Below are 26677 nucleotides of genomic sequence, written 5' to 3'. Positions count from 1 at the left end.
ACCCGTGAACCGATCGACGGACACCGACCGAGGACGGACGGAGGCATGACCGCACCGCTGCACGAGCCTCACCCGTCCGGCCCCGGCCGGGCGCTGCCCGACACCCAGCAGGGCATGCGCCGCCGCAACCTGGCCCGGGTGATGCACGCCGTCAGTGCCGAGGGGCCTCTGTCCCGGGCCGGCGTCGCCTCACACATCGGCCTCACCCGTGCCGCGGTGTCGAGCCTCGTCGACGAGCTGATCCGCTCGGGCCTGCTGGAGGAACTGGGCCCCGAACGGCCCGGCCGGGTGGGCCGGCCCGGGTCGGCGCTCGCCGTCAGCGGGCACGGACCCGCGGGGATCGGCGCTGAGATAGGTGTCGACCATCTCGCGGTATGCACGGTCGATCTGCGCGGACAGGTGCGGTCCAGGGCCGTGCGGTACGGAACGAACCGGGGCCGCTCCTGCGAACCGGTGGTCGCGGAGCTCACCGGACTGGTACGTAAGGTCGTCGCCGAGGCGGAGAGCGAGGGGCTGTGGCCGGCGGGGCTGGCCGTGGCAGTACCGGGCCTGGTGGCGCGCGACGCCCGGATCGTCGTACGCGCCCCGAACCTCGACTGGCACGACACGGATCTCGGCGCCCTGCTGCCCGCCGAGCTCAACCCGGCCGTGGGCAACGAGGCCAACTTCGGTGCCCTCGCCGAGCTCTGGCTCGGCGAGGGCACCCCGCGCGACTTCCTGCACGTGTCGGCGGAGATCGGGATCGGCGCGGCCGTCGTGGTGGACGGGCAGCTCCTGCGCGGCACCCGTGGTTTCGCGGGCGAGCTCGGTCATGTGCCGGTCCACCCGGACGGGCCGGACTGTCCGTGCGGCGGGCGCGGGTGTCTGGAGCAGTACGCCGGTGAGGAAGCGGTGCTGCGGGCGGCCGGTCTGGAGCCGGGCGAGGACCGCGTCGGGTTGCTCGCGCAGCGGGCCACGGACGGCGACGAGAACGTGCGGCATGCCCTGCGCGACGCGGGACAGGCGCTCGGGACAGCACTGACCGGCGCGGTCAATCTGCTGGACCCGCAGACCGTGGTACTCGGCGGTGCGCTGGCGGGCCTCGCGCCCTGGCTGCTGCCGTCCCTTCGCGACGAGCTGGCCCGGCGCACGGCGGGACCCGCCTGTCCGGTGTCCGTGTCCCGGCTGGGCTCCGAGGGGCCGTTGCTGGGGGCCGCGCACTCGGTGGTACGGGCTGTGCTGGACGATCCGGCGTCCGTGGCGGAACGGGGCGGACGGGTCGGACGGGTCTGAGCGCGAACGTGGGTGGACGGGAACCTCGACGAACCGGAGGTCGCCCCCCCGCCGCTGACAGGAGCGAGCTTCACCGCGAACGGGAGCGCGGCTGACCTCGATCACAAGCCGGCCTCACCCCTCACGGAAGCGGCGCTGACTTCCGATCACAAGCCGGCCTGACCGCGAACAGAAGCGCGGCTGGCCTCCGATCACAGCGGGCCGCGACCCCGAACGGCAGCGGGCTTGACCTCCGGTCGCAGCGGGCCGCGACCCCGAACCGGAACGGCCGGAACCCCCGACCGCGAACGGGCCCTGAACCCCGGACAGACCCAGCTCCCGACCAACCCCGTCCCAGGGAGGGGATTTCACCCGTTCGAGTGAGCGAGATATCCACAAACGTGCCGTCGTCCACGGAACCGCACGGTGCCCTTCTGCCCACCCCGCCAGCGCCGTACCGTGATTCACGCGAGGCGCAGCCGTCGTGAACGGCGAGTGTGCGGCGGCATCCCGGGAGCATGGCCGAGACTGCCCGTCACCCCCTCCACGCCCGCGTTCACCTCGACCGACAGCCGTCCACCGGCCTTGAGCAGAACGGAGCTGTGCAGCGATGAACAACCCCCGCGATCCCCGGATCCTGACCGTGCGCCCTGAACCGGACGAGTACGCCTGGACGTTCGGCGGTGCGCCGCCCGTGGCACGGATCGCACCCGGCACGGTCCTGGACCTGTACACGGAGGACTGCTTCGCCGGACGGGTGCGGTCCGAGAGGGACCTGGTGTCCGAGGTGTGCCAGTTCCCTTTCCTGAACCCTCAGACCGGGCCCTTCCACGTGGAGGGCGCGGAGCCCGGCGACACGCTCGCCGTGCACTTCGTGTCGATCGAACCGGCCCGGGACTGGGCCGCGTCCACCACGGTCCCGCTGTTCGGCGCGCTCACCTCCACGCACACCACGGCCACGCTGCAACCCCCGCTCCGCGAAACCGTCTGGATCTGGCAGCTCGACCGAGCCCGCCGCACCGCGCTGTTCCGCGCCCACGACAGCGACATCGAGATGGAGCTGCCGATGGACCCCATGCACGGCACGGTGGGCGTGGCTCCCGCCAACCTGGAGGTGCGTTCGGCGCTGGTGCCCGACGCGCACGGCGGCAACATGGACACACCCGAGATGCGGGCCGGGGTGACCTGCTATCTCGGGGTGAACGTGGAGGGTGCCCTGCTCAGCCTCGGCGACGGTCACGCCCGGCAGGGCGAGGGAGAGACCTGCGGCGTGGCCGTCGAGTGCGCGATGAACACCTTGGTGATCGTCGAACTTCTCAAAGGGCTCGCCACTCCCTGGCCGCGCATCGAATCGGACACGCACATCATCTCGACGGGTTCGGCACGCCCCCTGGAGGACGCGTTCCGGATATCGCAGCTCGACCTGGTGCGGTGGCTGGCGCGCGACTACGGGTTCAGCGAGTTGGACGCGTACCAGTTCGCGACCCAGGTCGTGGAGTCTCCGTTGGCCAACGTGTGCGACACCAACTACACCTGCGTGGCCAAGATCCGCAAGGAATGGCTGCCCGAGCGCGAGACTCACCGAGGCATGCACGCCCGGCTTCGGGAGACAGCGGCGACGCTGCGAGGCTGAGCACCGCCTCAGCCACGGCCGAACCCCTCCCCACGGCGAAACCCCCCACCATGGAAAGGCACTCCCCCCATGGAACGCGCAAGAGCGCATCCCAGCAGACGACGGCTGTTGCAGGGCGCCGTCCTCGCCGCCGTACCGTCCACATTGCTGCCCCAGGCGCTCGCCCGAGCGCAGGCCCGGGCCGTCGACTATCCCCCGGCCGAATGGCAGCCGGCCGTCACCTCCAACTACACGGCGTCCGACCGCCCCGACTCCTATCCCCTCGACTACGTCGTCATCCATGTCACCCAGGAGACGTACGACGACACGCTGGCCGTCTTCAAGGACCCGCAGAACCAGGTGTCCGCGCACTACCTCATCCGATCGGCCGACGGACACATCGCACAGTGCGTCCGCGAGGCTGACGTCGCCTGGCACGCGGGGAACTGGGACTACAACACCCGCAGCATCGGCATCGAACACGAGGGCTGGGTGGACCGGCCCGCTTACTTCACCGACGCGCTGTACGAGCAGTCGGCGGGACTCACGGCCGCGATCTGCGCGACATACGGCATCCCGAAGGACCGAGGGCACATCATCGGGCACTACGAGGTACCGGGCTCGGACCACACCGATCCGGGGCCGAACTGGGACTGGACGCGCTTTATAAGGCTGGTCGACTCCGCCTGACCGAGGACGAGGCCACGAGAGCCCCGGAAACCCTGGGTGGTCTCTGCCACCCGTTCGGATGCTCGCGGTCCAAACGGTTGTCGGGGCACGTACCCGGGGTGACGATGTCCCCACGTACATCGCCGTTCGGGGAGGCCGAGTTGTCCGATCCGTGGGTGGCACTGGAGCCGGGGGCAGACCTGGGCGAGCGGCTGCGGATGCTGCGGCGCGCGCACGAGACATTCACCGAGGCGGGGACCGTGCCGCGCCCCGTGCGTTCGGTGGTGGCCGACTCCTGGCGACGTTCGGCGCGGGCCGGGGTCGGTCCCGACGGCACGCCGAGCGTGGAGTTGTCGGACGGTGACCTCGGCAGCTACCGGGCCGAGCATCCGCTGGCGCGGGTGATGCCGCTCTTCCGTGAGCTGCTGGGCACGTTCGCGGCGGACGGCGAGCATCTGCTCGCGGTGTGCGACGCACACGGCAGGCTGCTGTGGGTCGAGGGCCATCCGGCGACCCGCCGCAAGGCGGACCGGATGAACTTCGTCCCGGGTGCACGGTGGGCGGAGACCGCGGTCGGGACGAACGCCCCGGGGACGGCGGTCGCCGTCGACCGGCCGGTGCAGGTGTTCGCGGCCGAGCACTTCATCCGGCGGGTGCAGCCGTGGACGTGCGCGGCGGCCCCGGTGCACGACCCGCGCACCGGACGGGTGCTGGGTGCCGTGGACATCACCGGCGGGGACGGTCTCGCGCATCCGCACAGCCTGGGTTTCGTGCAGGCCGTGGCGCGCGCCGCCGAGTCCCAGCTGGCGCTGCTGCTGCCCGAGCGGCCCGCGGAGGACAGGCCCGAACTCACCGCGTTGGGCCGTGACGAGGCGCAGCTGCTCACCGGCGGGCGCAGGATCAGGCTCAGCCGCCGGCACAGTGAGATCGTGGTGTTGCTGGCCCACCATCCGGAAGGGCTGACCGGCGACGAGTTGCTGTGCGCCCTGTACGAGGACGAGTCCGTGCCAACGGTGACGCTGCGCGCCGAACTGGCCCGGCTGCGCCGCGTGCTGGGTCCGGTCCTGCTCGCGTCGCGTCCGTACCGGCTCACGGTTCCGGTGGAGTCCGACGTCGCCGTCATCGAGCGGCGGCTGAAGACCGGCGCGGTGACGGCGGCCGCGGCGGCGTACGTGGGCCCGCTGCTGCCCGGTTCGCAGGCACCGGAAGTCGTACGGCTGCGGCGCCGCCTCGCCGACGGCCTCCGTACGGCACTGATCGCCCGCCGCGATCCCGACCTGCTGGCGGACTGGGTGCACGGACCGTGGGGCGAGGACGACCTTGACGTATGGCGGTCGCTCGCCACGGTGCGGCCGACGGCGGCGGTCCGGGCGCGTCTGACGGCACTGGAGTCCGAGCTGGCCACGCCGCGTACACGGGCCCACCCGTCGGCACGCTGACCGCGTCGCCTCGGTCGCGGGGTGCTGCGGCCGCCTGCCCCACCGGTCACGGGACACTTCCGCCGCAGGCCCCACCAGCCACAGGGCACCTCCGCCACATGGCACCTCCGCCGCAGGCCCCTTCGTCACGGGACACGTCCGCTGCATACCGCTGGTGTCGCGAGGCGCTTCTGTCGCGAGGCGTCTGGAAGGAACTTCATGCCATTACTTTTCAGGGCGCTCACCGGAGTGCTCGCCGCCGGGGTGCTCGCCGCCGGAGCACTGACGCCGGGCGCCGAGGCGGCGGACGCGGGTCCCCCCGTCAGCGGCCCGGCGACGCGCAAGGCCATCGACTGGAGACCGTGCCCCCACGCCGCCGCAACGTACTTGCAACCTCTCCCTCCCTAGCCTCGCGCCGAGAGCTGCCCAACGGCGGGCAGCGCTGCTGAGGGAGGCAGACCAGGATGACCCGTTACGCGGCGCCCGGTACCGAGGGCGCGATCGTCTCCTACCAGGCGCGCTACGACCACTTCATCGGCGGCGAGTACGTGCCGCCGGCCCGCGGACAGTACTTCGAGAACCCGTCTCCCGTGAACGGGCAGCCGTTCACGGAGGTCGCGCGGGGTACCGCGGAGGACGTGGAGCGTGCTCTCGACGCGGCGCACGCGGCCGCCCCCGCCTGGGGCCGCACCTCGGTCACCGAGCGCTCCGCCGTCCTGCTGAAGATCGCAGACCGGATGGAGGCCCATCTCGAGCCCCTGGCGGTGGCGGAGAGCTGGGAGAACGGCAAGCCCGTACGGGAGACGCTGGCGGCCGACATCCCGCTCGCCATCGACCACTTCCGCTACTTCGCGGGGGCGATCCGCGCGCAGGAGGGCTCGCTCGGCGAGCTCGACGACGACACGGTGGCCTACCACTTCCACGAGCCGCTGGGCGTCGTGGCGCAGATCATCCCGTGGAACTTCCCCATCCTGATGGCCACATGGAAGCTCGCGCCGGCCCTCGCGGCGGGCAACGCGGTCGTCATCAAGCCCGCCGAGCAGACCCCCGCGTCCCTCCACTACTGGATGAGCCTCATCGCGGACCTGCTGCCGCCGGGTGTGGTGAACATCGTCAACGGTTTCGGCGCGGAGGCGGGCAAGCCGCTGGCGTCCAGCCCGCGGGTGGCAAAGGTGGCGTTCACGGGCGAGACCACGACGGGGCGGCTGATCATGCAGTACGCCTCGGAGAACATCAAGCCGGTCACGCTGGAGCTCGGCGGCAAGTCGCCCAACATCTTCTTCGACGACATCTGGGCGCAGAACGATGACTTCCGCGACAAGGCGCTCGAAGGCTTCACCATGTTCGCGCTCAACCAAGGCGAGGTGTGCACCTGTCCGTCCCGGGCGCTGGTCCAGCGCGGCCACTACGCCGAGTTCCTCGAGGCCGCCGTCGCCCGCACCGAGCTGATCAAGCCGGGGCATCCGCTCGACACGGACACGATGATCGGTGCCCAGGCCTCCAACGACCAGCTGGAGAAGATCCTCTCCTACCTGGACATCGGCAGGCAGGAGGGCGCGAGGGTGCTCACGGGCGGGGAACGCGTCGAGTACGACGGGGAGTTGAAGGGCGGCTACTACGTCCAGCCGACCATCTTCGAGGGCGACAACCGGATGCGGATCTTCCAGGAGGAGATCTTCGGACCGGTGGTCTCGGTGACGTCCTTCGACGACTTCGACGACGCGATCAAGCTCGCCAACGACACGCTGTACGGACTCGGCGCGGGCGTGTGGACGCGGGACATCAACACGGCCTACCGCGCGGGCCGCGCGATCCAGGCGGGCCGCGTCTGGACGAACTGCTACCACACCTACCCGGCCCACGCCGCCTTCGGCGGCTACAAGCAGTCGGGCATCGGCCGCGAGACGCACAGGATGATGCTGGAGCACTACCAGCAGACGAAGAACCTTCTGGTGTCGTATTCGCCGAAGAAACTGGGCTTCTTCTAGAGGCACGAAAAAAGGCGCCTGACCTGGGCTTTTGCCCGTCAGGCGCCTTCCTCTCGACCCGTCCGGGGCAAGGACCGACTTACGCCATAACTCCCAGTTCCTCCCACTGCTGTCCCGCTCCTGACCAGTGCTTCCGGACCAGTCACGGACCAAATCCCGACTCACCCTTCAGACTCCGCGCCCTGGCTGACGCGGTCCCACTCCTGCATGGACTGCTCGATGAGGCGGTTGGCCTGTTCTCGGACGCCGTCCAGGAATTTGGCGTAGTGGCGGAAGAGGACCTCAATGCTTTGGCCCGCGCGACGAGCGCACTCGGCGGGGTCCACACCGGAGTACAGCCAGAACGAGATCCCGGCGTGCCGGAGATCGTAGGGCCGCTTTGCCAGCTTGGAGGCGAGTTCTGTACGGGTCAGGACGTACTTCCGTGCCCGCGCCCACGTTGTGCCGTACGCAGCTGCGTCCACGTAGTTGCCGGCCTGGTTCCGGAACAGTCGGCCGTCCGGCGCCACACCGAAGCGTTCGATGTGTCCGCGGAGCATGCGTACGAACTGCGGCGGGATGGGCACAGGCCGGGTCGCGGTAGCCGCGCGGCGCTTGAGGGAGTGCACCTCGTGCACCGAACCGCCGTCCGTCCACTCTTTGCCTGATGTGACGACGCCACCCGACAGGTTGAGCATCCCCCAGCCGGTCTCGGGCAGATGGCACTGTTCGAGCCGGAGATGGATGACCTCCGCAGGCCGCATCGCCGCGTAGTACATGCAGCCGAAGAAGGCCTCCAGGTGAGGGCCGCGCCCGCGCTGTTGGGCAACCGCCGTGAGCAGCCGGGCAATCTGGGCGGGATTAGGAACGGCAGCCGGGTCCACTTCCTCGTTGACCGCTGGAGCGTGCCACCTGAGCCCGTTGAGGGGATTCTCCGTGAAGTAACCTTTCTCCACAGCGATGTTGAGGACTTCGTTGAACGCAGCCCGCTTGCGCCGTGCCGTCTTGGCCGCAGCCTCTTTGCCGTCCAGCTTGAGGCACAGGGCGTCCAGTGCCCGTCGCAGCACATCGGCTTCCGCGAGAGCGCTGACAGGCAGGGAGTTCCGCTTCATCCAGTCCAGCGCCTGCCGCCAGTCCTCAACTGGCTCTTTCTCCCACGCCTTCTTGTTGAACGCCCAGGAGTACAACGCTCGCCGCAGCACCCGCGGCTCCGGATAGGTCACGCCAGAACGCACAAGGGCAGGCGTGATGGTGGCGAATGCGTCGGCCAGTGTGCGGCGGGTGTTTCCCGGCGTGCGGTCCCAACGCTGGTCGAGGTATTCGTGCGCAAGGTCATACCATGTCGTCCGCTGCTTGATAGCTCGCAGCTCGGACGCTGGCAGCCCTGTGCGCTCATCGAAGGGCTCACCATCGCGCGCCGCGGTCATCAGCTTTGACCGCCTGCTGTCGGCGAGCCCGACGGTCATGAATGACTCTGATTTTTCGCGCCCGTTGACCGTCCACCGGACCATAAACGGCTTGCGCCGATCGGGGCGCTCCCGTATGTCCCAGAAACGGACATTGTAACTCATCGCCAATTATCAGTATCTCTCTCGCACATGTCCCACCAGGCATCCAGGTCAGCACGACGACACCGGAGTTCACCATTGGGCAACTTGATCATGCGGGGCGCCTGCCCGCGAGCGCGCATTCGGTAGAACGCCGACGGACTCATACGAATCTCCGCGAGAACCTCGGTGAGCTTCAGCGCCGGAGGACGAGCCATGCAATATCACCTTCACATTAAGAAAGGCTTCATGCCGGAAAGCCAGGCATGCATCGTATGCAGCAGAGATCCCATTTCTGCACGGCCGCCGTCCCGGATCAGACGACGAGACACAGCCAGGTATCACACATCGATACAACGGATGATTTTCTTTCGGCGCACAAGCGAGCGGTCCGGAAGGAGACCTTGCGTAGCGAGCAACAGTGGCCGTGGGCATGAAAGCTTGGTCATTGATGTAGCAGCAGCTGGCAACAGCCACTCAATATCTCCTCTCGGATGCGTACGACTCTGCCAACTGCGTCCGCCACGGCTCCACCGCCAAGCACAGCCGAATGCGAACACCACCAATGCTCTGGAAGATCCCCGGTTTCGGTAACCGGGGATCTTCTGCTATGTATCGCCCTGCACTACGAAGGTCTGCTCATCGCGCCCTTTCCGCCTCGGTCACGAGGCCAGGCGGTACGAGCGGAGGGCGAAGGTGCGCCATCCATGACGAGCACGGGCAGCCTGCCTCCGGTGAACCGATCGAGGTCACGGCCTACGACCTCACAGCGCCAACAACCGAGGCGCCGTGGCGCGTTGCGGAGCTGCGGTGCGCAGCGATGTACGTAAGGGCCTCTCGGCCACGACGGGGTCCGCGTTACAGCAGATCCTCGCCAAAAGATCCTGGCGTGCAGACACAGAGAGGCAGCGCCTTGGAAATGGCGCCAAAGCCTCCGCCTCCGGACCAGTCCAGGCGTTCGCGGCGTCGAGCGGGACAGGGCGCGTGATGAGGGCGAATTGGAAGGTGTGACTCGACAGGTGGGCCTCCTCGGAGCGGGACGCGGTCGTGAGACCGAGCAGCGCGGGATGCGTACTGCCATAGCGGCCAGCCCCTTTTGCAGGCCGACGTTCAATGCCGCTCCCTACGGCTGACCTGGTGTTTCCGGGTCGTTGTACGTTGACATGATCGCGGACGGGGTTCCAGTCCCGTGGGCCATTTTCTCGTCTGCCGTAGGCGAATGCCGGAGCCTCGTCACACAGCCCCACTCGCCCCTTGATGATCCCCGCCGTGGATCCGGCCGACTTCTCGGACGGTCACCGATGCGTGCGACGCCGATGGTCCAGTGCCGTTGCTGCACTGCAGTGATCAGCTGACCGAGGTGGGCACACATCCCGGTCGCGCACGACTGCCTGAGGGAAGAGGGTGCCTGGCTGATCACTCATGCAGATCACCGGGTTGTACGCCCGGAATTGGAGGGGCGCGCAAGGCTGTCCCGGATCACGATGTCGCTGGCGCTTAGAGCCGACGTCAGCTGTTCTTGCAGTTCGTCCGGGATGGTCCCTGTCCCGAGGGCGCAGGCATGCACGAGAGCGCGGCAGTCCTGGGTTTGCCTGTCCGTGGCGATCGAGGTGAACAGAGGGTGCGCCAGGTTCTCGCGGGCCGCGTAGCCGTCTTCGGCGGCGGCCGTCCTGCGGTGGAGGTCCTCGACGACGCGGTGGGCTGTAGGAGCCTCGGCGGAACCGATCGCGTCGAGGACGGTAAGGCCAAGCCGAGTGTCGAAGACGGTCATCCCAGGTTCGGCCGGCCACTCCAGATAGGTGGTCGCCAGCGCCGCCAGTTGGTCTTCGACCGGCAGCTCGGCGCCGCGGCGGCACAGGGCGGTCAAGCCTGCCGTGATGGCCTGCTCCCACGGATCGCCGGGCATCGTTTCAGCAAGGAGAACAGCTGCCCGTGCCGTGTCACCTGCAACGAGGGGAGTAAGTATGGCAACTTGGCGTCCGTCGAGCATCCGTTTGCCTACGCCGCAGTGAGTCTCGAGGTGTCTCAGAGCCTCCGCCCAACGTCCCTTGGCGGTAAGCGTGCGGGTCCCATCAGCGAGGAGCACGCGCCACAGCCACGCGCGGACCTCGTGGCGGTCCTCGTCGGTCGCAGTGAGGTCCGCCGGTACGGCGACGCCCTCGAACCGGGCAGCTGTGCCTGCCTCGACGGCCTTGTACAGGTCGAGTAGGTGTTGGCGTCCCTCGTCGGTGTGGCCGGCGCGGATCTGGAGGCGGGCGAGGTTGACGACCGGTTCCAGTCCCCGGATTGCGCTCATGCCGGGCAGGGGGCACGCGTCGAGGTAGGCGGCGGCGTGCTGGTGACACATCTCGCGGGCGAGATCGGGCAGGCCGAGATCGGAGGCGATGAGCGCGGCCTGGTTGTAGACGGCGGATGCGAGCCCTTGGTCGCCCTTCTCCACCACCGTCTCGGCGAGGTCGACAAGGCCGCCCACGCGTTCGGGCAGGGGAAGACAGGCGGGCCGGAATCGGGCGACGAGCGGAAAGCGCTGGGCTATGGGTCCGTGCGGGTCCATGAGTTCCCCGGGCGTGAGTGAGAAGTGCTGGGGCGACGGTGCCCGCCAGCCGTACACCGGCGGGCACCGTCCGCTACGCAAGGGGCGTCACCGCCAGTCGACGACGATGCGGTTCAGCGGGGTGTCGAGAGCGAAGAGTCCGGGGCGCTGCTCGATGGCGGGGGCGTCGAGGGGATGGATCTCGAACGTGGCCTCGCGACCGCGGTATTCGCGATCCCACGTGCGGATGGCGTCGGCGACCTTCGCGGCGAGCTCGTCGCTGCCGGGACCGTGGCCGATGACGCCGAACTCCCAGAGCTTGTCGCCCTCGGGGGTCTTCTTCTCCGACACGCGTCGCGCCAGGTAGGTGACGGCGCCCTTGTCGACGGCCGCGGTCGACGAGGGGTAGGGGTCCTCCGTGAGCAGAGTGCCCTTGGCGTTCTGGGGGAACAACATCCGGATGAGGCCGGAGGGAAGGGAACAGGTGACGAAAAGTTCCATCCACTCCGGCGATTCCATGGCGCGGACCATCATGCCAGTCCACTCCTCGGTGCGCGGCTGGTCCAGGACTCCGGCGAGGGCATCGGCGTCGATGTTCTGCCCAGCGGGGGCCTGAAGCCGGACGGTGCCGTCTGTGCTGAGCGGGATGACGCGGCGGTCGTCGTCGGCAATGCCCCGCCGGAGCGGCATGAAGGTGTTCATCTCGCTACCGAGAGACACCCATCGACCGTCGCGCCGCTCGTAGGCGATGGACCGGGAGACGGTGCCCTTCAGGCGCTGGGGGACGAGGAGCCGGCCGCCGGGGGCGAGTTGTTGCATCCAGGCGTGCGGTACGCCGTGAGCGCCCACGGTGGCCATGATCCGGTCGTACGGTGCTCCTTCGGCGTAGCCGAGGGCCCCGTCGCGGGTCACGGCATCGACGTTGGTGAGACCGGCGTCGGCCAGGTGTGCGCGAGCGCCCTCCACAAGGTCGTCGTCGACATCGAGGGTGGTCACGTGCCCGCTCTCCCCGACCAGGTGGGCGAGGAGAGCGGCGTTGTAGCCGGTGCCGGCGCCGAGTTCGAGGATGCGCTCGCCGGGCTGGGCGTCGAGTTGGTCCAGCATGAGGGCGACGACGCCCGGCTGGGAAGCGCACGAGATCGATGTACCGTCGGTGTCGTACTTGATGTGCACTGGTGCGTTGGCGTAGGCGTCTTCAAGCGACGCCTCCGGCACGAACACGTGACGGGGCACAGTCCGCAGCGCCTTCTCGACTGCGGTCGTGCGGGCGTGCCCGTCCGCGCGAAGCTGGTCGACCAGGGCGTTGCGGAGGCGTTCGGCGTCAGCCGTGGGGGTGGCGATCGTGTCGGTATTCACCGCCCTGACGCTAGCCGCCTCGGACGTTGCCTCGTCGGTCGACGCGGTGTTGTCACTCGTTCCCATGATTACCTCTCGTGCGATGTTGGACATGGCGCTTTGGTCGACCCGGAGGAGACCGGCGCGGTTGGCGTGAAAGATCAGGTGGTGGGCAATGACGGCTCGCAGACCGCGGGTGAGGGCGCCGCGGCCTGCGAGGTCGGCGAGCGCGGTGCCCGCCCACTCGAACGAGGCGACCCACTCGTTGTGCTCGGCGAGCGGGCCGTTCGGGCGGCACAGGCTCTGGGCGTCGACCGTCATCAGCTTCCGCATCGCGGGCGCCAGTTCGGCGGCTCGCGCAGAGGGCAGAAGGCCGCTGGTCGGTCGGAGGGCGGCGACCCTTACCCATACGTCGCCCTGCTCGAACCAGTCCAGGCCGGCCGCCCGCATCATGACGCTTGCCAGCAGCACGGCGGTTTCCCGGCGTCCCAACTGCTCCGAGCCTGGTTGATAGGTGAGCAGGTGGCGGCTGTCCTTGTGGAACAGGTCGTGGGCGACGCCCATGGCCTGGGTCCCGCCGAAGGCGTGGGTCTCGGGTTCGTAGAGGTAGGGCAGCCATGACACGGCCGTGCCGTCCTGGACGAGGTCGCTCAGCAGCGCTTCGACGGCGGGTGAAGGCTCGTCCGCGCGGTACCGCAGCGGCCAGGGCTGCTTGTTCATGAACCACCAGCCGGTGAGCTGCCCGTCCCTTTCAGCGGCGAAGAGGACAGGGGCGATGCGTTCGACGATGGCGCGCTGGGCGCTCTCGCGGTCGCCGAAGGTGATGTTGTGTTGCTGCCAGCGGTCGGAGCGGTCCGGGGGCATGCGGGTGTCCTTCGGTCGATGGGGTCATGCGATGAGCAGGCAGGCGTCCCAGGTGGATCGGGGCGGTTCGGCAGTGCTGGGCGCGAGGAGGGCCAGTGCGATACCGGCTGCGCCGTCGAGGAGACCGGGTCCGCGCTCCTCGTCCTGCATGAGCGTCGTGGCGGCGTGTGCGGGGTCGGTGCCCGGCGGTTGGACTGCGGCTAGGAGTGCCGGGATCGTGGCGCGGAGCTGTCCGGCGGTCGAGGGGTGGGCGTCGTCGGCCGCGCGGGCGGCGACGTGGGCGAGGCCGGCGAAACCGTGGCACAGGGCGTTGTCCGTCGTGGCCTTGAGCTGAACGGGGTCGGTGAGTGCGGCCACGAGCGCGTTCTCGGCGTCCAGCCGGCGGCCGTCGTCACCGCGGGCGAGCGCGGCGAGTTGCTGGGCGCGGGCGAGGCCAGGGGTGCCGTAGCACCATGACGGCCGCCGCGCCGTGGACGGGGTGAGGCGGCCGGTACGCAGCTCGTCTCGGGTGAACCAGTACGGCCACGCCGGGCCTCGGCCGGTGTCCTCTCGGCATCGGTCCAGCCACACCAGGATCCGGTCCAGTGCGTCCTCGTGGCCGTCGACGAAGCTGCCCTGCCTGGCGGCGAGCGCCAGGAGCGTGAGCACGCCGCCGATACCGTGCGCCATGCCGTTGTTGGCGTGTCCGCCTCGAAAACGGTCGTCCCGGTGGCCCGAGGGCCCTGTGTCCGTCCACCAACCGGGCAAGTTCTCGCCGTCGTGTGTGATCGGTTGGGTGAGGCGTACGCAGTAGTCGAGTACGGCGCGCAGGGCGGCGCTGCCAGGATTGCGGCGCAGGAGGTAGGAGCCGTATCCGCTCAGGCCGCGAATGGTGTCGAACTCCGCGAGCGCTGGGAGGAGTCCGGCGTCGATTCGCCGGTGTGCGGCGTCGACGCGGCGGCTCACGTCGTCAGCCATTTGTCGATCGAGAGTGTCAAGCGCGCGCCGGTAGGCGCCGGGCAGGTGATCGGCGGCGCAGGCCAGAGCGTGCGCGAAGGCGGGCGCCCCGTAGAAGGGGTGGCTGTCGGGGCCGCTAGTGAGCGGTTCACTGGAGGCGGCGGCGAGCCAGTCGTGGGCGCGCTGCCACGGCCCCAGACCGGCCGCAGCCCGCTCGATGTGCAGGAGCGCGATGCCGGGCAAGCCATAGGCAAGGTGCTGCCGACGAGAGACCGCTGGCCCAAGGTACGCCGTGTGGGGGTCGGCGAGCTGCTCGGCGACGGCGTCGGCCAGGTCCAGCCCGGCCTGCGCGGTCATCGTGTCCTCCCAGTGGTGCGGGCGGTCCAGGCCAGGGCGGCAGCGCGAGCGAGGTAGAGGCAGACCTCTTCTTCGGGGAAGTTCACCGCGATGTGCCGTACAAAATGAACGTGCAGCAGCGAGGTCAGGACGTCATCGAGGGCGATCCCCTGCGTGTGGGGACCTGGCAGGTGCCGCCGGTACGCGGCGAGCGCCGCGTCGCGATCGGCGCACCCCGACACGATCGCCGCTCCTCCGGGGGCGCCGCGCAATGCCGCCCAGGCGTCGCCAGGGTCAGCGAAGCGTACGGCATCGGTGAACTGCGGGCGCGGTACGGGCACGGGCGCTGTAGGCGGGATGTGGTCGATCAGCCAGCGCATCCCGGCTTGAGTACTGCCGAGGAACGCGGAGGCGATAGAGACAGTGTGTGCGGCCACCAGCGTGCGCTCGTGTGGGCGCCGCGGCTGCGCGAGCTGGGCCAGGATGGCGCGCGAGTCCGCCCGGAACACTTCCTCGGCCGCGTCCCATGCAGGGCCAGACCCCCAACGGCCCATCTCCCGATAGGAGGTGGGGTACCGCAAGTCCGCCAGCAGACCGGCGCCGCGCAGCTCGTCGGCCCACCCGCTCACGGTTCGAGTCGTCTCGGCGAACGCCTCCGGCGTGGGTAGCGCGATGCGCAGACGCAAGTGCTGCTCGGGGTCGCGGAAGCGGATGAACCACCACGGCGGGCCACCGAGCCGTTCGAGCAGATCGGGCAAGTGGCAGGAGAGCAGAGTGTCCTGGCGGCGAGCGTCTCCATACAAGGTGGCCAGCAACACCGACGAAGCGGCCGGGGTCTGCATCTGGGCTGGGGAGAGGATGCGAGCCGGGGTGGGGGCGGGAAGCGCCGGCCACGCCGGCGGCCGGATGGCCTTGAGCGGCACCACTATCTCGTGGGCGCGACCGTCGCACCAGCCGAACGCCCCCGATTTCGGCGCCTCGACGAGCACGGCCAGGCCCACTCGGTCGAGGTGCTGGCGCAGCAGCGTCCGGTGGCCGGCCTCGTCGAGGTCGAGGAAGAGACGCCGGTCGTCCTCCACGAGGTAGACCCGCCGAGGTAGCCGCCGCCTAGCCCGCCAGTCGGTGAGGGCGGAGTCCCATTCGGCCCGAGGGCGTGTGCGACCAGGCTGCTCGGTCGCCTCCAGCCGCCAGCGGGCCGGGGCAAGCACCGTGCGTCCGCACCGCAGGCGCGGTAGGAACGGCATCGCCGCCGCAGCGCCCCAGTCGAAGACGGTGACCTGCGCGCATTGAGCACGCGACAACTCGGTGAGGAATCGCACCAGCGGCGGAGTGTGCGTGTGGAGGTTAAGCGCGTGCATCCCGACGGCCTCGATGCGCCGCCCGCGCTCGGGGGCGGCCAGGTACATGCGGCGGCCGTCGCACCCCACCGCCAGGTCCGCAGGTGTGAGGACATGGTCGGCGGGGGCTCGGTGTTCGTGGAGGCTGATCACGGTGGGCAGGACTCGCGGGGCGCGTGTGATGTGGGCGCTCTCGGGCAGGAGCGGCGGAAAGGACAGGTGCGCGGGCACGGTGTTCCTGTCAGCGGTCGGAAGGTCAGCCAGTTCGGCGGCCAGGGCCTCACGGTCGGCGGTGCCCAGGACGCTGAGGAACCGGCCTGTGGAGACGCCGGCGCCGCGAGACACGCTCACGACCTCCAGCCGGAACTGCCCGCGCTGCAGCTCGCCAACGCTTGCCGCGTGGACGCGCACCCCCACCTCCAAGTGTGGCGGCACCCGGGGTTCGTCGGGCCCTACGTCCAGGGCGTCGATCAACTCGTCGGTGAGGACCACCTCGTCGCGGCCGTCGAGCGCGGCGGCCTGCGCCAGCCGTATAAGGGCGTCATCCCGAGCGGAGACGCGAGGCCGACTGGCGCCGGGCGGGATGCTCGGGTAGCCCTCGGGGTAACCAGTGCCGCTGTCCGCGACGACTTCCTGGAGCGGCACCATCGTGCCGATGCCGTACCGCTCGTAGAACCGCTGGTGGTACGCGCCCCACGCCGCGGTGCCGTACGGGCGGGCGCTGACTCGGGTCAGGATCAGGGCGGCGCGCTCGATCTCGCGGGCGACCGCGTCCGGCAGCACGAGCTGCGCGTCCAGGCGCAGGTCGAGCGCGACAGGGTGGCGGCGCAGACCTGGCACGAGGGCCTTCATCCGCGCTGCGACGCTGTCCCGCCCGCCCCGCGAAGTGCACTCTTTGAGGCCGGTCCGGATCGCCCGTAGCTCGCGCAGCATTTCCGCGACCGAGGGGAGGCTGTCGGTGTCGATCGCGTCGAGTCGGTCGAGTAGATACCCGAGGGCGTCGGTCTCGGTGCTGGGTGTGCGCAAGCTCGTGATCAGGACATGCCGCTGGATCAGCTCTACCAGCAGTCGGCGCACCTTCTCCGGTCCGGCCTCGGGGAACTCCGCCTGGAGCTTGTGCGCGAGCACACCGACCCGGACCGGCGCTCGCGTTGCGGCGAGGACCGCGCGTACGGGCTCGATGAGGGCCAGGGACGCCTCAACCGCGCGAGTCCGATCGTCCTGGGCGTCGGATTGAAACGGCACGATGAGCCGGTCCCCGCGGCTCGTCACGGTGTTGTTGACGACCACCGGCAGCCGTTCGAGGAGGTCGGGGCAGGACTCCAGCCTCTCGACCACGGCGGCCAACCACTCTGCGCCCGCATGGCCGATGGCTACGCGCTCCGCACCCCAGCGTGCGCCCGCCTGCGGACCGAATTCTGCGACGGTCACACCGGCGAAGAGCCCGAACGGCGTCGCCCGGTGCTGGGAGCGCAGCAGGTAGCGGGCCACGGACAGTGCCGCACGCCGGACGTCTCGCGTTAACGGCTCATCGGCCGTGCACACGGTCCGTACCTGTGCGGCCAGGACCGGGCTGGCGTGTTCCAGGGCTTCGGCAAGGTCGGCGTTCGCCCAGACCTCGCGCAGCCAGGCGGCACAGGTGGCGGACCCGTTGGCAGAGTCATCGTCGAGGTCCGGAAGCGGAGGACACGGCAGTGTCGGCTGGGCAACGGCTCGTACGAGAGCGGTCGTGCCGGTTCGGAACGCTGGGCGCGGAGCAGCCACCACTACCTCCGTAGGTGAGAGACAGGCGGCTGGTGCCGCCACGCCACAGGGCGCGGCGGCACCAGCCCGGAGCGACGTGAAGCCTCGGGTCAGGCGACGTTGGTGGTGCAGGCGCCACAGGTGGTTCCGCAGTTGTCGTCGGTCAGGTTGACCAGACCTGCGGGGTCGGCGACCTCGACGAGGGACACGTCCAGGTCGAAACCGTCCGACGTCCTCGGCGTCTGCTGGCTCACATGAGTGCTGCTCGGTACTACGGTGCTGCGTGTCATGCCAACTCCTTTGAGTGGTTGGGATGTTGTTGTGCGGTGGTGCCCGCCTCCGGCCGTACGGCACAGTCCGCACGGCCGGAGGCGGGAGTCTGGTCAGACGGCAGCCGGTCGCCGCTGCATGAAGTAGGCAAGCGCCTGAGCCTTGAGCCGGTCGAGGCACGGCTTGCAGGCGTGGACTGGGGCGTGCTGCCCGTCCCACTGCAGTGGGCCGAGCCAGATCACGGGCACTCCGGTGCGCTCGCACCCGAGCCAGCAGTCACCGGTGACCCAGTGCTCCTGCATGCCGGGGAGCTGGGTCATGTCTCGGCTCCCGTCCGCGGTCCAGGGGTGGGCGACCGGCAGGTGGGCCCGCACACCCAGAGCTGGAACAGCAGGCCCCGATGACGTACTTCGCCCAAGATCTCGCCGCTCGCTCCCAGGTACCAGGCGCAGCGTGCACACTCCATAGCCATCTGCTGGCGGGGTCGTAGGCGAGCGACGTCCGGCACGGGCGAGGTCGCCACGACCGGCTTCACTCGTCGCCCTTCATGAAGAGTTCGGCCCAGACCTCTTTGCACCGTGGGCGCTCCTCCGGGCCGTGCAGGTCATAGCCCCAGCGGTCGGCGATGCCGTCGATCAGGAGCAGGCCGCGGCCTGACTCGTCGTCTCCCCCGACCTGCCCGAGCACCGGCAAACGTGATGGCGCCCGGTCCACCACCCCAACGCGAACCCGTGTCGCACTCGGTCGCCCAATAATCAGGCGGATCGAGTCGCACGGGGTGTGCCTGACGGCATTCGCGATCAGCTCCGAGATGATCAGTGCGGTGACGTCGGCCAGGTTGTCGAGGTGCCATACGCCGAGGACGTCACGGACGAGCTTGCGGCCGATCTGGGCCGTGGACGGCTCGCACGGGAAGGTCTGGCTATAGGCGGGGTGGCCGGTTGGGTCGGCCTGAACTGGCTTAATGAGACTCGTCATTGGGGTTGAGCCTTCGTGTCGTCTCGGCGCCCAGCCCACCCCTGCGGGGGACCTCAGGGGCGGGCCGGGCCGTCAACAGCCGCCCGCACGGTGGGCGTAACGGGCGACCGACACCAAGACAACTCCCCTTCTGCGCACGGTGGTTAGGGCGATCAGCCGTCCGTCCATCTGAAGAACCTAGGGCGATTTGACCTTCTCTTTACCTGGCGGGGCAAGGGAGGTGAGGGCTACCGTGCGGACATGGACACCACGCGCAACACCGTTCTCGAGGCGTGGATGGCCGAACACGGCTACAGCTCCAACAGCCTTGCTGACACTGTGAACAGGGCCTTAGAGGAACTGACCGGGAGACATGGCGGCCTCGACGGTTCATCGGTCCGGGACTGGAAAGCAGGCCGGGTCACATGGCCCAAATCGGCTACCCGCAAGGCACTTGAGGACGTCAGCGGCCTGCCCGCCGTCGCTCTAGGGTTCGTGCCACGGGGCCGGACTCCGTCCAGCCCAGCCCCACCGCAGCAGGAGGACCCCGACATGAAGCGCCGTACCCTCGTCGGAGGCATCGCGGCGGCTGCCGCCGCGGCAGCCGCCGCTCCCGGCACCGCATCCCCGCGCCGCATCGGCATGAGCGACGTCGACCGTCTACAGAAGCGCTTCGCCGAGATCATCGCCAGCGACCACCGCCACGGCGGCCAACTCGGCATCGAGCAGCGGGCCGCCGCGCTCGCCGACGAGGCCCTGAATCTCCAGAACGCGGGCAGCGCCAGCCAACGGGTACGCAGCAGCCTCTACGCCTCCGCAGCGGCGTTCCGTTCCTCAGCGATGTGGGCCGCCATCGACGGCCGGCGCTACGACATCGCCAAGGCGCACATGCGTGAGGCCCAGGCCCTCGCCGAGATGTCCGGCGACCAGGCGATCAAGTTCCGCATCTGGAGCCACGCAGGCACCATGTACCGGCACATGGGCCGTCCCGCGGACGCATTCGCCGCCAACGACGTCGCCCGCAACCTGCACCTCACCCGCCGAGACCCTCTCTTCGCCTCCCTCGGCCTGGCCCGCCAAGGCGCCATCCACGGCGCAGCACAGGACCGCACCGGCACCCGCCGGGCCTTCGAGCAGGCGCAGGACGCCATGCTGCGCGCCGACCCCGCCGACTACCGGCCGGTGTGGATGCTCGCCTTCTACGACCAGGCTGAACTGGACTCCCTGGCACTGTCAGCGCACTTGGCGCTCGGCGACTACTCCACCGCCGAGTACCACGCCCACCGCTGCTTGTCCGCCCTCCGGCCCCACATGATCCGCTCCCGGGCCATCACCACGACCCGGCTCGCGCACGCCCAGCTCGCACAGGGCGCCACCGACGCCGCCACGACCACCGCGATGAAGGTCCCTGCCGAGGCGGCTACCCAGCACGCCCGGGTCACGCGCATGCTGCAGGAGTTCGGGGCCGCCCTGCGCGCCACCGCGCCGGGAAGCTCCAGCGTGCAGACCTGGACCGAGCACGCCGCCACCTGGAGGATGGCCGCATGACCACGGCGCCCGCCATCGAACTGCGCACCTTCACCAACCTCGACACCGCCCGCGGCGACCTCCTCGACGTGTACGCCGAAGTGCGCGCCCCACTCCTCCACCTGCCGAACTACGCGGTCACCGCGTTCGGCGAACGCCTGGACCGGCACAGCACCGAGCCGGGGTTCGCGGCTGTCCTCGCGTACGCGGACGGACATCCCGTCGGCTACGCCTACGGCAACACCATCGAGCACGGCGACCGGTACTGGCAGCGCACCAGCCCGACGCCGGCCGAGAAGTACACCGAGCGTCCGGTCGTAGCCCTGAAGGAGATCGGCGTCCGGCCGGCCTGGCGGAAGACCGGCACTGCCCGGCGTATCCACGACGCCCTCCTCGCCACACGTGACGAGCCCTTCGTAACCCTCATGGTCAACCCGGCTGCTGGGGACGGAAAGGTCCACGCGCTCTACAAGTCGTGGGGGTACGAGGACGTCGGGCAGAGCCAGCCGTCAGTGGCCTCGCCCGTCCTCACCGTGATGATCCGCGCAGCCCGCTGAACAGCAGCCACGGCCCAGCGGCTTGACGGACTTCCACCGAGCCCCTGGAATTCCAGATGCTGGACCTCCGCCCCGAGCGCTACAAGATCGCCGCCTCGGGGGTTCGTGCAAGCCGGTGAGTTACGACGAGTTCCCGGCGGTCAGAGCCTGCAACAGCAGTGATCCCGTGGGTCTCGGTGCCAACGGATGCCCGGGGCGCTGAAGCGCGTGTCCTCGGCCTGCCCACACTGCTCCTGGACGCCGACGCCACCAGCCAGTCCGCCTACGACTGGTTCAAGGTTCCCCAGGCCGCCGGCTTCGAGATCCCGGCCAACCTGATCGTCGAGCGGTACCCGTTCGATGACATCGCCGAGTACATCCGGGCCAAGCGCGCCGAGTTCGGCGCAATCGTGGTCGACGCCGGCGGCGGCAGCGCCCGCATCTTCCACGAGGCGGTCACCGAGGCGAACCTGCTGCTCGTGCCGGTCGCCCCCACCAAGATCGAGCGCCGCAAGCTCGTGGCCACCTTCGACGAGGCCGAGCGCGCCGCCGCCCGCAACGAGCGCGACGTCACCGCCAACGTAGTCCTGGTCAAGGCCGACGACCGCACAAGCCTGCCCCGCACGGCCAAGGACAAGCTGCTGGAGCCCGCCCAGGGCGAGGGCATCGGCCCGGACCGCGACGAGCCGTTCCCCCTCGCCGAGACCGTCATCCACTCCTGGGTGCACTACATGGAGGCCTTCGGCGAGATCCCCACCGAACTGAGCGAGTACGCCGAACTGATGAAGGAGCTCACGGCATGACCGAGCCAATGAAACCCCCGGCCCGCCGCACCGGCCGCACCCTCGCAGGGGCCAAGAAGGCGACCCCGCCGCACCCTCCCCCGGCCGCCGAGCTCACCCCCGAGCAGTACGCCGCCGAACAGGCCACCCCCCAGGACGACGGCCATCCCCCTGCCAGCGAGCCGCAGGTGCAGCCCGCACCTTCCGCCGTTCCCGCCGAGGCATCGGCACGGGGCCGGACCGAGACGGCGCCCGAAGTGGCGGAGCCCTCCACCCAGCCGACCGTTGAGGTCACGCGGAGCGGCCTCGTGCCGGAGCCAGACGCTGGCCAGCTGGGCGTCGGCGCCCCGGAGGCGAGGATGGAATCCGCTGGGGAGCCAATGGAGACGCGGGTGCCGCGTGTGCTCCCGGCTCCCGAGCCCGCAGCACATGCGGTCCAGCCCACGCAGCCGACCGAGCCCGTTCCGCAGCACGGTCTGTCCGCGGCCCCTGGCGCAGCCTCGGCCGCCGAGGTGGCGCTTCGCCCGGTAGCTCCTCCGGCGGCAGGCGGCAACGGGTTTCCGGTGAGGACCGATGTTCCACAGGCTCACCAGGAACAGGACGTGCAATCGCAAGTAGCGGCCAGCGAAGGAACACCGTGGGCTCAGGGATCCGGCCGTCCCAAGGACATTCCTGAGGCCGCCGTCGTTCTCAACCAGCGCATCATCGCGCGCGAGAGCCTCGACTCGTCGGTCCCCGCTGCACTGAAGCTGAAGAGGCGGATCAAACGCTTCGCACTGGACAACGAACTCGATCACCTGCCGATCGGCGACATCGTCTCCGTCGCGTTGGACGAGTGGCTCACCGCTCGCGGCTTCTGAGCCGGACTGCAGTGCACGAGGGGCGGCCAACCCACGCCGAGGTGCGGCCGCCCCTCGTGCCGACTATTCCAATAGCCCAGTAGGCGGATAGCTATCCGCCTAGCCGGACCGACCGGAGCAGCTCTCGTGCCTGATCACTCCCCCTACGCCCGCCGACTGCGTGAAATCGCCGACGCCCTCGACGCCGAGTTCCAGCCAACCGACGACGCTCTTACGCCGCACCCGGACACCCTGAACGTCATCAAAGACCGGCACACCAAACGAGGGCAGCTCAACCACGCCGTCCCTGAAGTTCTTCAGTTCCAGCGCCGGATCCGCCGCTGCAACGCCGACACCGACATCCCTCACGGTGACATCGTCGCTCTCGCCCTTGACGCCTGGCTCCGTGCAAAGGGCTACCCACCGGACCTCCTAGGGCCCAGGCGGCCTGGCTGGTGAGGTGTACCGCGTTCCAACAGGAGCGGGACGAGGGCAACGACGACGACGTACCCGTGCCTCGTAAGACGCGGTCGATACCACGCCGCGCTTGGTCGGGTCGCCGTCCCCACCGACCACGACTGGCTTCCCGCGTAGCTCCGGGTGACGCAGTTGCTCGACGGCGGCGAGGAACTGGTCCATGTCCAGGTGCAGCACCCACTCGCTCACACCGGCAAGTTTTACCCCATCGGGAGGCGCTTCTTGGCTTCCTCGTAGAGGTCGGACGGTAGCGGGCCCTTTTCCGCGATGGCGATGTTGCCCGCCAGGTGGGCCGGGTTCGCGGTGCCGACGATCGTGGTAGACAGGCCGGGGTGGCTGAGCGTGAAGCGGAGGATGAACTCCTGCTTGTCGATGCCTGCCTGGTCGATGAGGTCCTCGATGCCCGACGTCTCCCAGTTGCGCTGGCCGACACCCGGCTGCTGGGCGAGCGGACCGACGGTCCAGTTCTTCTCCTGCGACGCCGCGCCGCGAGCGGCCCCGCCGCGGATGAGCGTGCCGGTGCCCTTGTCCGCCGCCTCGGTAATGAGGTTCTCGTGATCGCGTTGCACGGCCGAGTAAGGGATCTGAAAAGCGTCGAAGACGTTCATCGCAAGGTGGTCGGGCAGGTTGGGCAGGATGCCCGACATGCCGATGAAGCGGACCTTGCCCTCGGCCTGTAGTTCCTTGAGCATCTCGACGGTGCGGTTCTCTTCGAGCGTGGCCCGGCTCGGTGACATGTGCACCTGGACCAGGTCGAGGCGATCGGTCCGGAGCCGGCGCAGCGACTGCTCGACATCGGCGCGGACGTTCGCCTGGCTGTAGTCGTGCGGGTAGGGCGGCGGCGTGTCGGCGGGCGGCTCGATCGGGCAGCCACACTTGGAGGCGAGAAAGAACTCGTCCCTGCGGTGGGCGAGGTGCGTGCCGATGAGCTCTTCGCTGCGGCCGTAGTCGGGCGAGGTGTCGATCAGGTTGATGCCGCCGTCGAGGACCGCGTTGAGCAGCCGGCCGGCGTCCTCGTCGGTCAGTTCTGGCCCCCTGCGCAGCCCGCCCAGTTCCATAGCGCCGTAGCCGAGGATGGTCACGTCCGTGTCGGTGTGCCCGAGGGCACGTGTCATGATCGCCATGCCGATAGAGTGAAGCACCATTCACCTTTCGTCAAATGGTCCCGGAGGGCTCCATGACCTCACCCCGACCGCTGCGTGCCGACGCGGCCCGCAACCGCACCCGGATCATGACCGCGGCGCATGAGCAGATCACCGAGCACGGGCCCGAGGTGTCGATGGAGCAGATCGCCGCTGCCGCGGGCGTCGCGGTCGGCACCCTGTACAAGCACTTCCCGAACAAGAGCGACCTGGTCACAGCCGTGGTCGCCACCTCGTTCGAAACACTCGCCGACGACGCCGAAGAGTGCCTGCAACGCGAGAGCCAGGGTTCACCCGCCATGGCGGAGCTCACCGGCTTCCTCAGCCGCGTGATGGACACCGTCGCCCACAACCGCGCCGTCAAAGCAGCCGCGTACGCGCTCGGCGCCGACCACGCAGCCCACCCCGCCAAGCAGGAGGTGGAGACCCGCGTCACCCAGGCTCTCGGTCCACTCATCCGCACCGCACAAGCCCAGGGCGGTCTGCGCGCCGACTTCACCCTCGACGACCTGTACCTGATGCTCTCCACCCTCCCCGCCGACCAGCCACCCACCGCCCGCGCCCGATGGCTCGCCCTCCTGCTCACCGGGCTCACCGCCCGCTGACCGACCGTGGGGGTACGCCGCCGTCGCGGCCACCGCCGGGACGCCCTCTACGACCGCCCCGCCTGCCGACAGAAGGCGTACCGGGCCCGCCGACGGGCCGCCGAGCGGGTCCGCGAAGCCGTAGCGGCCCCGGGCCGGTGTGACGACTCGCGGAACCAGCTGCGGGGCTCTGGCCAGCACGGACGCCTAGGTCAAGATGGTGGCGACCACGACGCGCCGCCGTACGACCTCACTCGTCGTCGGCAGCGTCCTTGTCGCGCAGCGGGCGCATACCGCCGGGCAGCTTGAACGAGTACCGGCCCAGCATGTTGATGTGCCGTCGCACGAACGGCGAGAGGCGGGCGACGTCCTCGTCGCGGACGTCGAACCCGTCCGCCCGCAGTTGGTTCACCGCGGCGTCCATGTACCTCGTGTTGAAGAGGACGACGGCGTTGAGGACCAGGCCGAGCGCGCCGAGCTGGTCCTCCACACCGTCCTGGCAGCGCTGGTAGAGCTGCCCCGAGCAGCCGTGGAAGATCTTCCGGGCGAGTGCGTGGCGGCCCTCCTGGAGGTTGGCCTGCGCCTTGATCTGGCGGCGGTAGCCGGGCTCGTCGGCCAGCCGCAGGATGTGCAGGGACTTGGCGATCCGCCCGTAGTGCGCGATCGCGTCCCCCAGCGGGGTCGGCCGCCCGTCCCTCGACAGCATCCGGATCACGTCGTACGCGCGCACCACCCCGGTGTCAATCCCCTCGAACTGTGGAGATCTTCTTTTCTTTGCGGCCAGCTCCAAGGCGGAGTTGGCCTGGTGGTCGTGCTCGTAGTCGATCGGCTCTGATATCCACACACGCTGTGTAGCCGACGGCCGTTGTAGAAGCCGGTGATCCAGGTCGCGATCCGCAGCCGCGCCTCGGTGCGGGTGGCGCTTGCGACCAGCGCGCCTACGGCCGCTCAACGTGGATCAGCGGGCGTAGCCGCCGTCGGCCATGATGGTCTGGCCAGTCACGAAGGCAGCGTCGTCGCTGGTGAGGAAGGCAATGGTGCCGGTCAAGTCTTCCGGCAGCCCGTTGCGCTTGATGGCCTGGGACTGTGCGGCCGCCGTGAGGGCTTCCTGCGGGTGGGCATTCAGGACGCCGGGTGTGATGGTCAGGGTCGCGCCGACCGCGTTGACGGTGATGCCGAACGGGGCGAGGTCGTTGGCCAGTCCGCGGCTGAAGCCGATGTTGCCCATCTTGCTCGCCATGTAGTGGGACATGCCGGGCGCGTTGGTGACGATTGAGTTGGAGGTCACGTTGACGATGCGGCCCCAGCCGCTCTTCTTCATGGTCGGCAGCAGGGCCTTGACCATGAGGAACTGCGAGTCGAGGTTGACCGCGATGACGCGCCGCCAGGTGTCGTAGTCCAGCTCCTCGATGTCGAGGAAGGGGCAAATGCCGGCGTTGTTGACCAGGATGTCCGCCCGCCCGAACCGGTCGGCGACCTCCTTGCCCACGGCCGCGGTCTGGTCGGGATTGGACACGTCGCCTGTGAGACCCAGCACCGGGTGTCCTTTGTCGGCGAGCAAGGCGACGGTTTCCTCGGGGCTGTTGAGGTCGACCGCGACGACGCTCGCGCCGCGTGCGGCGAGGTCGACGGCGATGGCCTGGCCGATGCCGCGTCCGGCGCCGGTGACAACGGCCACGCGGTCCGTGTGTGTCTGGGGAACTGACATGTCAGAAACTCCTTTGTTGCGAACTTCCGGTCCCGCGCCTCGTGGCACGGTGCCCGGGACTTCTTTTCCGGCCCCCGCCCGGGTGAGCGTCACGCCGCGCGGCCGGCCTTGAGGGTCCTGGCGACGTTGGCGATCCGCTTGCCCTGGTAGGCGCCAGAGACGCGGGCCGTGCTGTCGACGGGGATCTCTCCCTGGGCACCGGTCACGTGCGAGGTTCCGTAGGGGTTGCCGTCGGTGAACTTGACGGGGTTGGTGAAGCCGGGGGGGCTTTCCCCGGGCCGGGCGATGTGCAACCGGCGCTTCACAA

24 protein-coding genes and 1 pseudogene are annotated in these 26677 nt (G+C 69.4%); 10 read left to right on the top strand and 15 right to left on the bottom strand.

The features are described 5' to 3' along the window. The first annotated feature begins 45 nt into the window (after window positions 1–45). From ACIBK3_RS19670 to ACIBK3_RS19650, 5 genes are all read left to right on the top strand, one after another. Window positions 46–1272: an ROK family protein gene (locus ACIBK3_RS19670; protein ID WP_399366949.1), complete on the top strand. Its 1227-nt coding sequence runs from the start codon at window positions 46–48 to the stop codon at window positions 1270–1272. Between the two features lie 589 nt (window positions 1273–1861). Beyond that, the gene (locus tag ACIBK3_RS19665) at window positions 1862–2884 is read left to right on the top strand and encodes an acetamidase/formamidase family protein (RefSeq protein WP_399366948.1); all 1023 of its coding nucleotides are present in this window, start codon (window positions 1862–1864) and stop codon (window positions 2882–2884) included. Between the two features lie 69 nt (window positions 2885–2953). Next, window positions 2954–3553, top strand: a complete 600-nt coding sequence (locus tag ACIBK3_RS19660; protein ID WP_399366946.1) for an N-acetylmuramoyl-L-alanine amidase — start codon at window positions 2954–2956, stop codon at window positions 3551–3553. Window positions 3554–3657: 104 nt separating this feature from the next. After that, a complete protein-coding gene (locus tag ACIBK3_RS19655; RefSeq protein WP_399366944.1) occupies window positions 3658–4971 on the top strand; it encodes a GAF domain-containing protein in 1314 nt (437 codons plus the stop codon). Between the two features lie 443 nt (window positions 4972–5414). Next, on the top strand, window positions 5415–6938 hold the full coding sequence (locus ACIBK3_RS19650) for an aldehyde dehydrogenase family protein (RefSeq protein WP_399366942.1): 1524 nt from the start codon (window positions 5415–5417) through the stop codon (window positions 6936–6938). A gap of 161 nt (window positions 6939–7099) precedes the next feature. On the opposite strand, the gene ACIBK3_RS19645 is transcribed toward ACIBK3_RS19650, so the two are convergent. The 9 genes from ACIBK3_RS19645 to ACIBK3_RS19605 form a co-directional block, all read right to left on the bottom strand. Next, window positions 7100–8488 (bottom strand): integrase, encoded by a 1389-nt coding sequence (locus tag ACIBK3_RS19645; protein WP_266586919.1) that lies wholly within the window; start codon window positions 8486–8488, stop codon window positions 7100–7102. Continuing rightward, window positions 8485–8682, bottom strand: coding sequence for an AlpA family transcriptional regulator (locus ACIBK3_RS19640; RefSeq protein ID WP_266586917.1), 198 nt, complete (start codon window positions 8680–8682; stop codon window positions 8485–8487). Before ACIBK3_RS19640 ends, ACIBK3_RS19645 begins: the two co-directional genes overlap by 4 nt. 1211 nt (window positions 8683–9893) lie before the next feature. Next, window positions 9894–11018: a hypothetical protein gene (locus ACIBK3_RS19635; RefSeq protein ID WP_399366939.1), complete on the bottom strand. Its 1125-nt coding sequence runs from the start codon at window positions 11016–11018 to the stop codon at window positions 9894–9896. Between the two features lie 87 nt (window positions 11019–11105). Further along, the gene (gene fxlM, locus ACIBK3_RS19630; protein WP_266586913.1) at window positions 11106–13196 is read right to left on the bottom strand and encodes a methyltransferase, FxLD system; all 2091 of its coding nucleotides are present in this window, start codon (window positions 13194–13196) and stop codon (window positions 11106–11108) included. A 24-nt stretch (window positions 13197–13220) separates the two neighbouring features. Next, a complete protein-coding gene (locus ACIBK3_RS19625; protein WP_269649421.1) occupies window positions 13221–14489 on the bottom strand; it encodes a lanthionine synthetase C family protein in 1269 nt (422 codons plus the stop codon). Continuing rightward, complete coding sequence (locus tag ACIBK3_RS19620) at window positions 14486–17431, bottom strand: lantibiotic dehydratase (protein ID WP_326673185.1); 2946 nt, start codon at window positions 17429–17431, stop codon at window positions 14486–14488. The genes ACIBK3_RS19625 and ACIBK3_RS19620 overlap by 4 nt, the downstream gene beginning before the upstream one ends. A 227-nt stretch (window positions 17432–17658) precedes the next feature. Then, the gene (locus ACIBK3_RS19615) at window positions 17659–17838 is read right to left on the bottom strand and encodes an FxLD family lanthipeptide (protein ID WP_030661977.1); all 180 of its coding nucleotides are present in this window, start codon (window positions 17836–17838) and stop codon (window positions 17659–17661) included. A gap of 93 nt (window positions 17839–17931) precedes the next feature. After that, a complete protein-coding gene (locus ACIBK3_RS19610) occupies window positions 17932–18138 on the bottom strand; it encodes a hypothetical protein (protein ID WP_371649106.1) in 207 nt (68 codons plus the stop codon). A 211-nt stretch (window positions 18139–18349) separates the two neighbouring features. Beyond that, window positions 18350–18796 (bottom strand): ATP-binding protein, encoded by a 447-nt coding sequence (locus ACIBK3_RS19605; RefSeq protein WP_266586906.1) that lies wholly within the window; start codon window positions 18794–18796, stop codon window positions 18350–18352. 240 nt (window positions 18797–19036) lie between these two features. On the opposite strand from ACIBK3_RS19605, the gene ACIBK3_RS19600 reads away from it, so the two are divergent. The 4 genes from ACIBK3_RS19600 (at window position 19037) to ACIBK3_RS19585 (ending at window position 22480) form a co-directional block, all read left to right on the top strand. Beyond that, window positions 19037–20323: an XRE family transcriptional regulator gene (locus ACIBK3_RS19600; protein WP_266586904.1), complete on the top strand. Its 1287-nt coding sequence runs from the start codon at window positions 19037–19039 to the stop codon at window positions 20321–20323. Continuing rightward, a complete protein-coding gene (locus ACIBK3_RS19595; protein ID WP_266586902.1) occupies window positions 20320–20859 on the top strand; it encodes a GNAT family N-acetyltransferase in 540 nt (179 codons plus the stop codon). The genes ACIBK3_RS19600 and ACIBK3_RS19595 overlap by 4 nt, the downstream gene beginning before the upstream one ends. 176 nt (window positions 20860–21035) lie before the next feature. Continuing rightward, complete coding sequence (locus ACIBK3_RS19590; RefSeq protein WP_266586900.1) at window positions 21036–21641, top strand: ParA family protein; 606 nt, start codon at window positions 21036–21038, stop codon at window positions 21639–21641. After that, on the top strand, window positions 21638–22480 hold the full coding sequence (locus tag ACIBK3_RS19585) for a hypothetical protein (RefSeq protein WP_266586898.1): 843 nt from the start codon (window positions 21638–21640) through the stop codon (window positions 22478–22480). The genes ACIBK3_RS19590 and ACIBK3_RS19585 overlap by 4 nt, the downstream gene beginning before the upstream one ends. Before the next feature lie 99 nt (window positions 22481–22579). Here the strand turns inward: ACIBK3_RS19585 and ACIBK3_RS19580 are convergent, their stop codons facing one another. The 3 genes from ACIBK3_RS19580 to ACIBK3_RS19570 form a co-directional block, all read right to left on the bottom strand. Continuing rightward, window positions 22580–22828: a hypothetical protein gene (locus ACIBK3_RS19580; RefSeq protein ID WP_266586896.1), complete on the bottom strand. Its 249-nt coding sequence runs from the start codon at window positions 22826–22828 to the stop codon at window positions 22580–22582. Window positions 22829–22891: 63 nt separating this feature from the next. Beyond that, window positions 22892–23098 carry a hypothetical protein gene (locus ACIBK3_RS19575; RefSeq protein ID WP_266588558.1) on the bottom strand — a complete coding sequence of 69 codons (207 nt, stop codon included), beginning with the start codon at window positions 23096–23098 and terminating at the stop codon, window positions 22892–22894. Window positions 23099–23136: 38 nt separating this feature from the next. Further along, complete coding sequence (locus ACIBK3_RS19570) at window positions 23137–24018, bottom strand: aldo/keto reductase (protein WP_329225486.1); 882 nt, start codon at window positions 24016–24018, stop codon at window positions 23137–23139. A gap of 95 nt (window positions 24019–24113) precedes the next feature. Between ACIBK3_RS19570 and ACIBK3_RS19565 the strand changes: the two genes are divergently transcribed. Continuing rightward, window positions 24114–24683, top strand: a complete 570-nt coding sequence (locus ACIBK3_RS19565) for a TetR/AcrR family transcriptional regulator (protein WP_269654781.1) — start codon at window positions 24114–24116, stop codon at window positions 24681–24683. Window positions 24684–24912: 229 nt separating this feature from the next. On the opposite strand, the pseudogene ACIBK3_RS19560 reads toward ACIBK3_RS19565, so the two are convergent. The 3 genes and pseudogenes from ACIBK3_RS19560 to ACIBK3_RS19550 form a co-directional block, all read right to left on the bottom strand. Beyond that, window positions 24913–25401: pseudogene (locus ACIBK3_RS19560) on the bottom strand (Tn3 family transposase); the annotation flags it as partial. A 219-nt stretch (window positions 25402–25620) separates the two neighbouring features. Continuing rightward, window positions 25621–26370 carry an SDR family NAD(P)-dependent oxidoreductase gene (locus ACIBK3_RS19555; RefSeq protein ID WP_266586890.1) on the bottom strand — a complete coding sequence of 250 codons (750 nt, stop codon included), beginning with the start codon at window positions 26368–26370 and terminating at the stop codon, window positions 25621–25623. Window positions 26371–26459: 89 nt separating this feature from the next. Then, complete coding sequence (locus tag ACIBK3_RS19550; protein ID WP_371649100.1) at window positions 26460–26675, bottom strand: hypothetical protein; 216 nt, start codon at window positions 26673–26675, stop codon at window positions 26460–26462. Between the last annotated feature and the right edge of the window lie 2 nt (window positions 26676–26677).

The sequence above is a fragment of the Streptomyces sp. NPDC050287 genome (genome assembly GCF_044459385.1).
In the GTDB taxonomy this organism is placed as follows: Bacteria; Actinomycetota; Actinomycetes; order Streptomycetales; family Streptomycetaceae; genus Streptomyces.
Note: the sequence above shows the minus strand (reverse complement) of the source record. Positions and strands in the feature narration are given on the sequence as shown.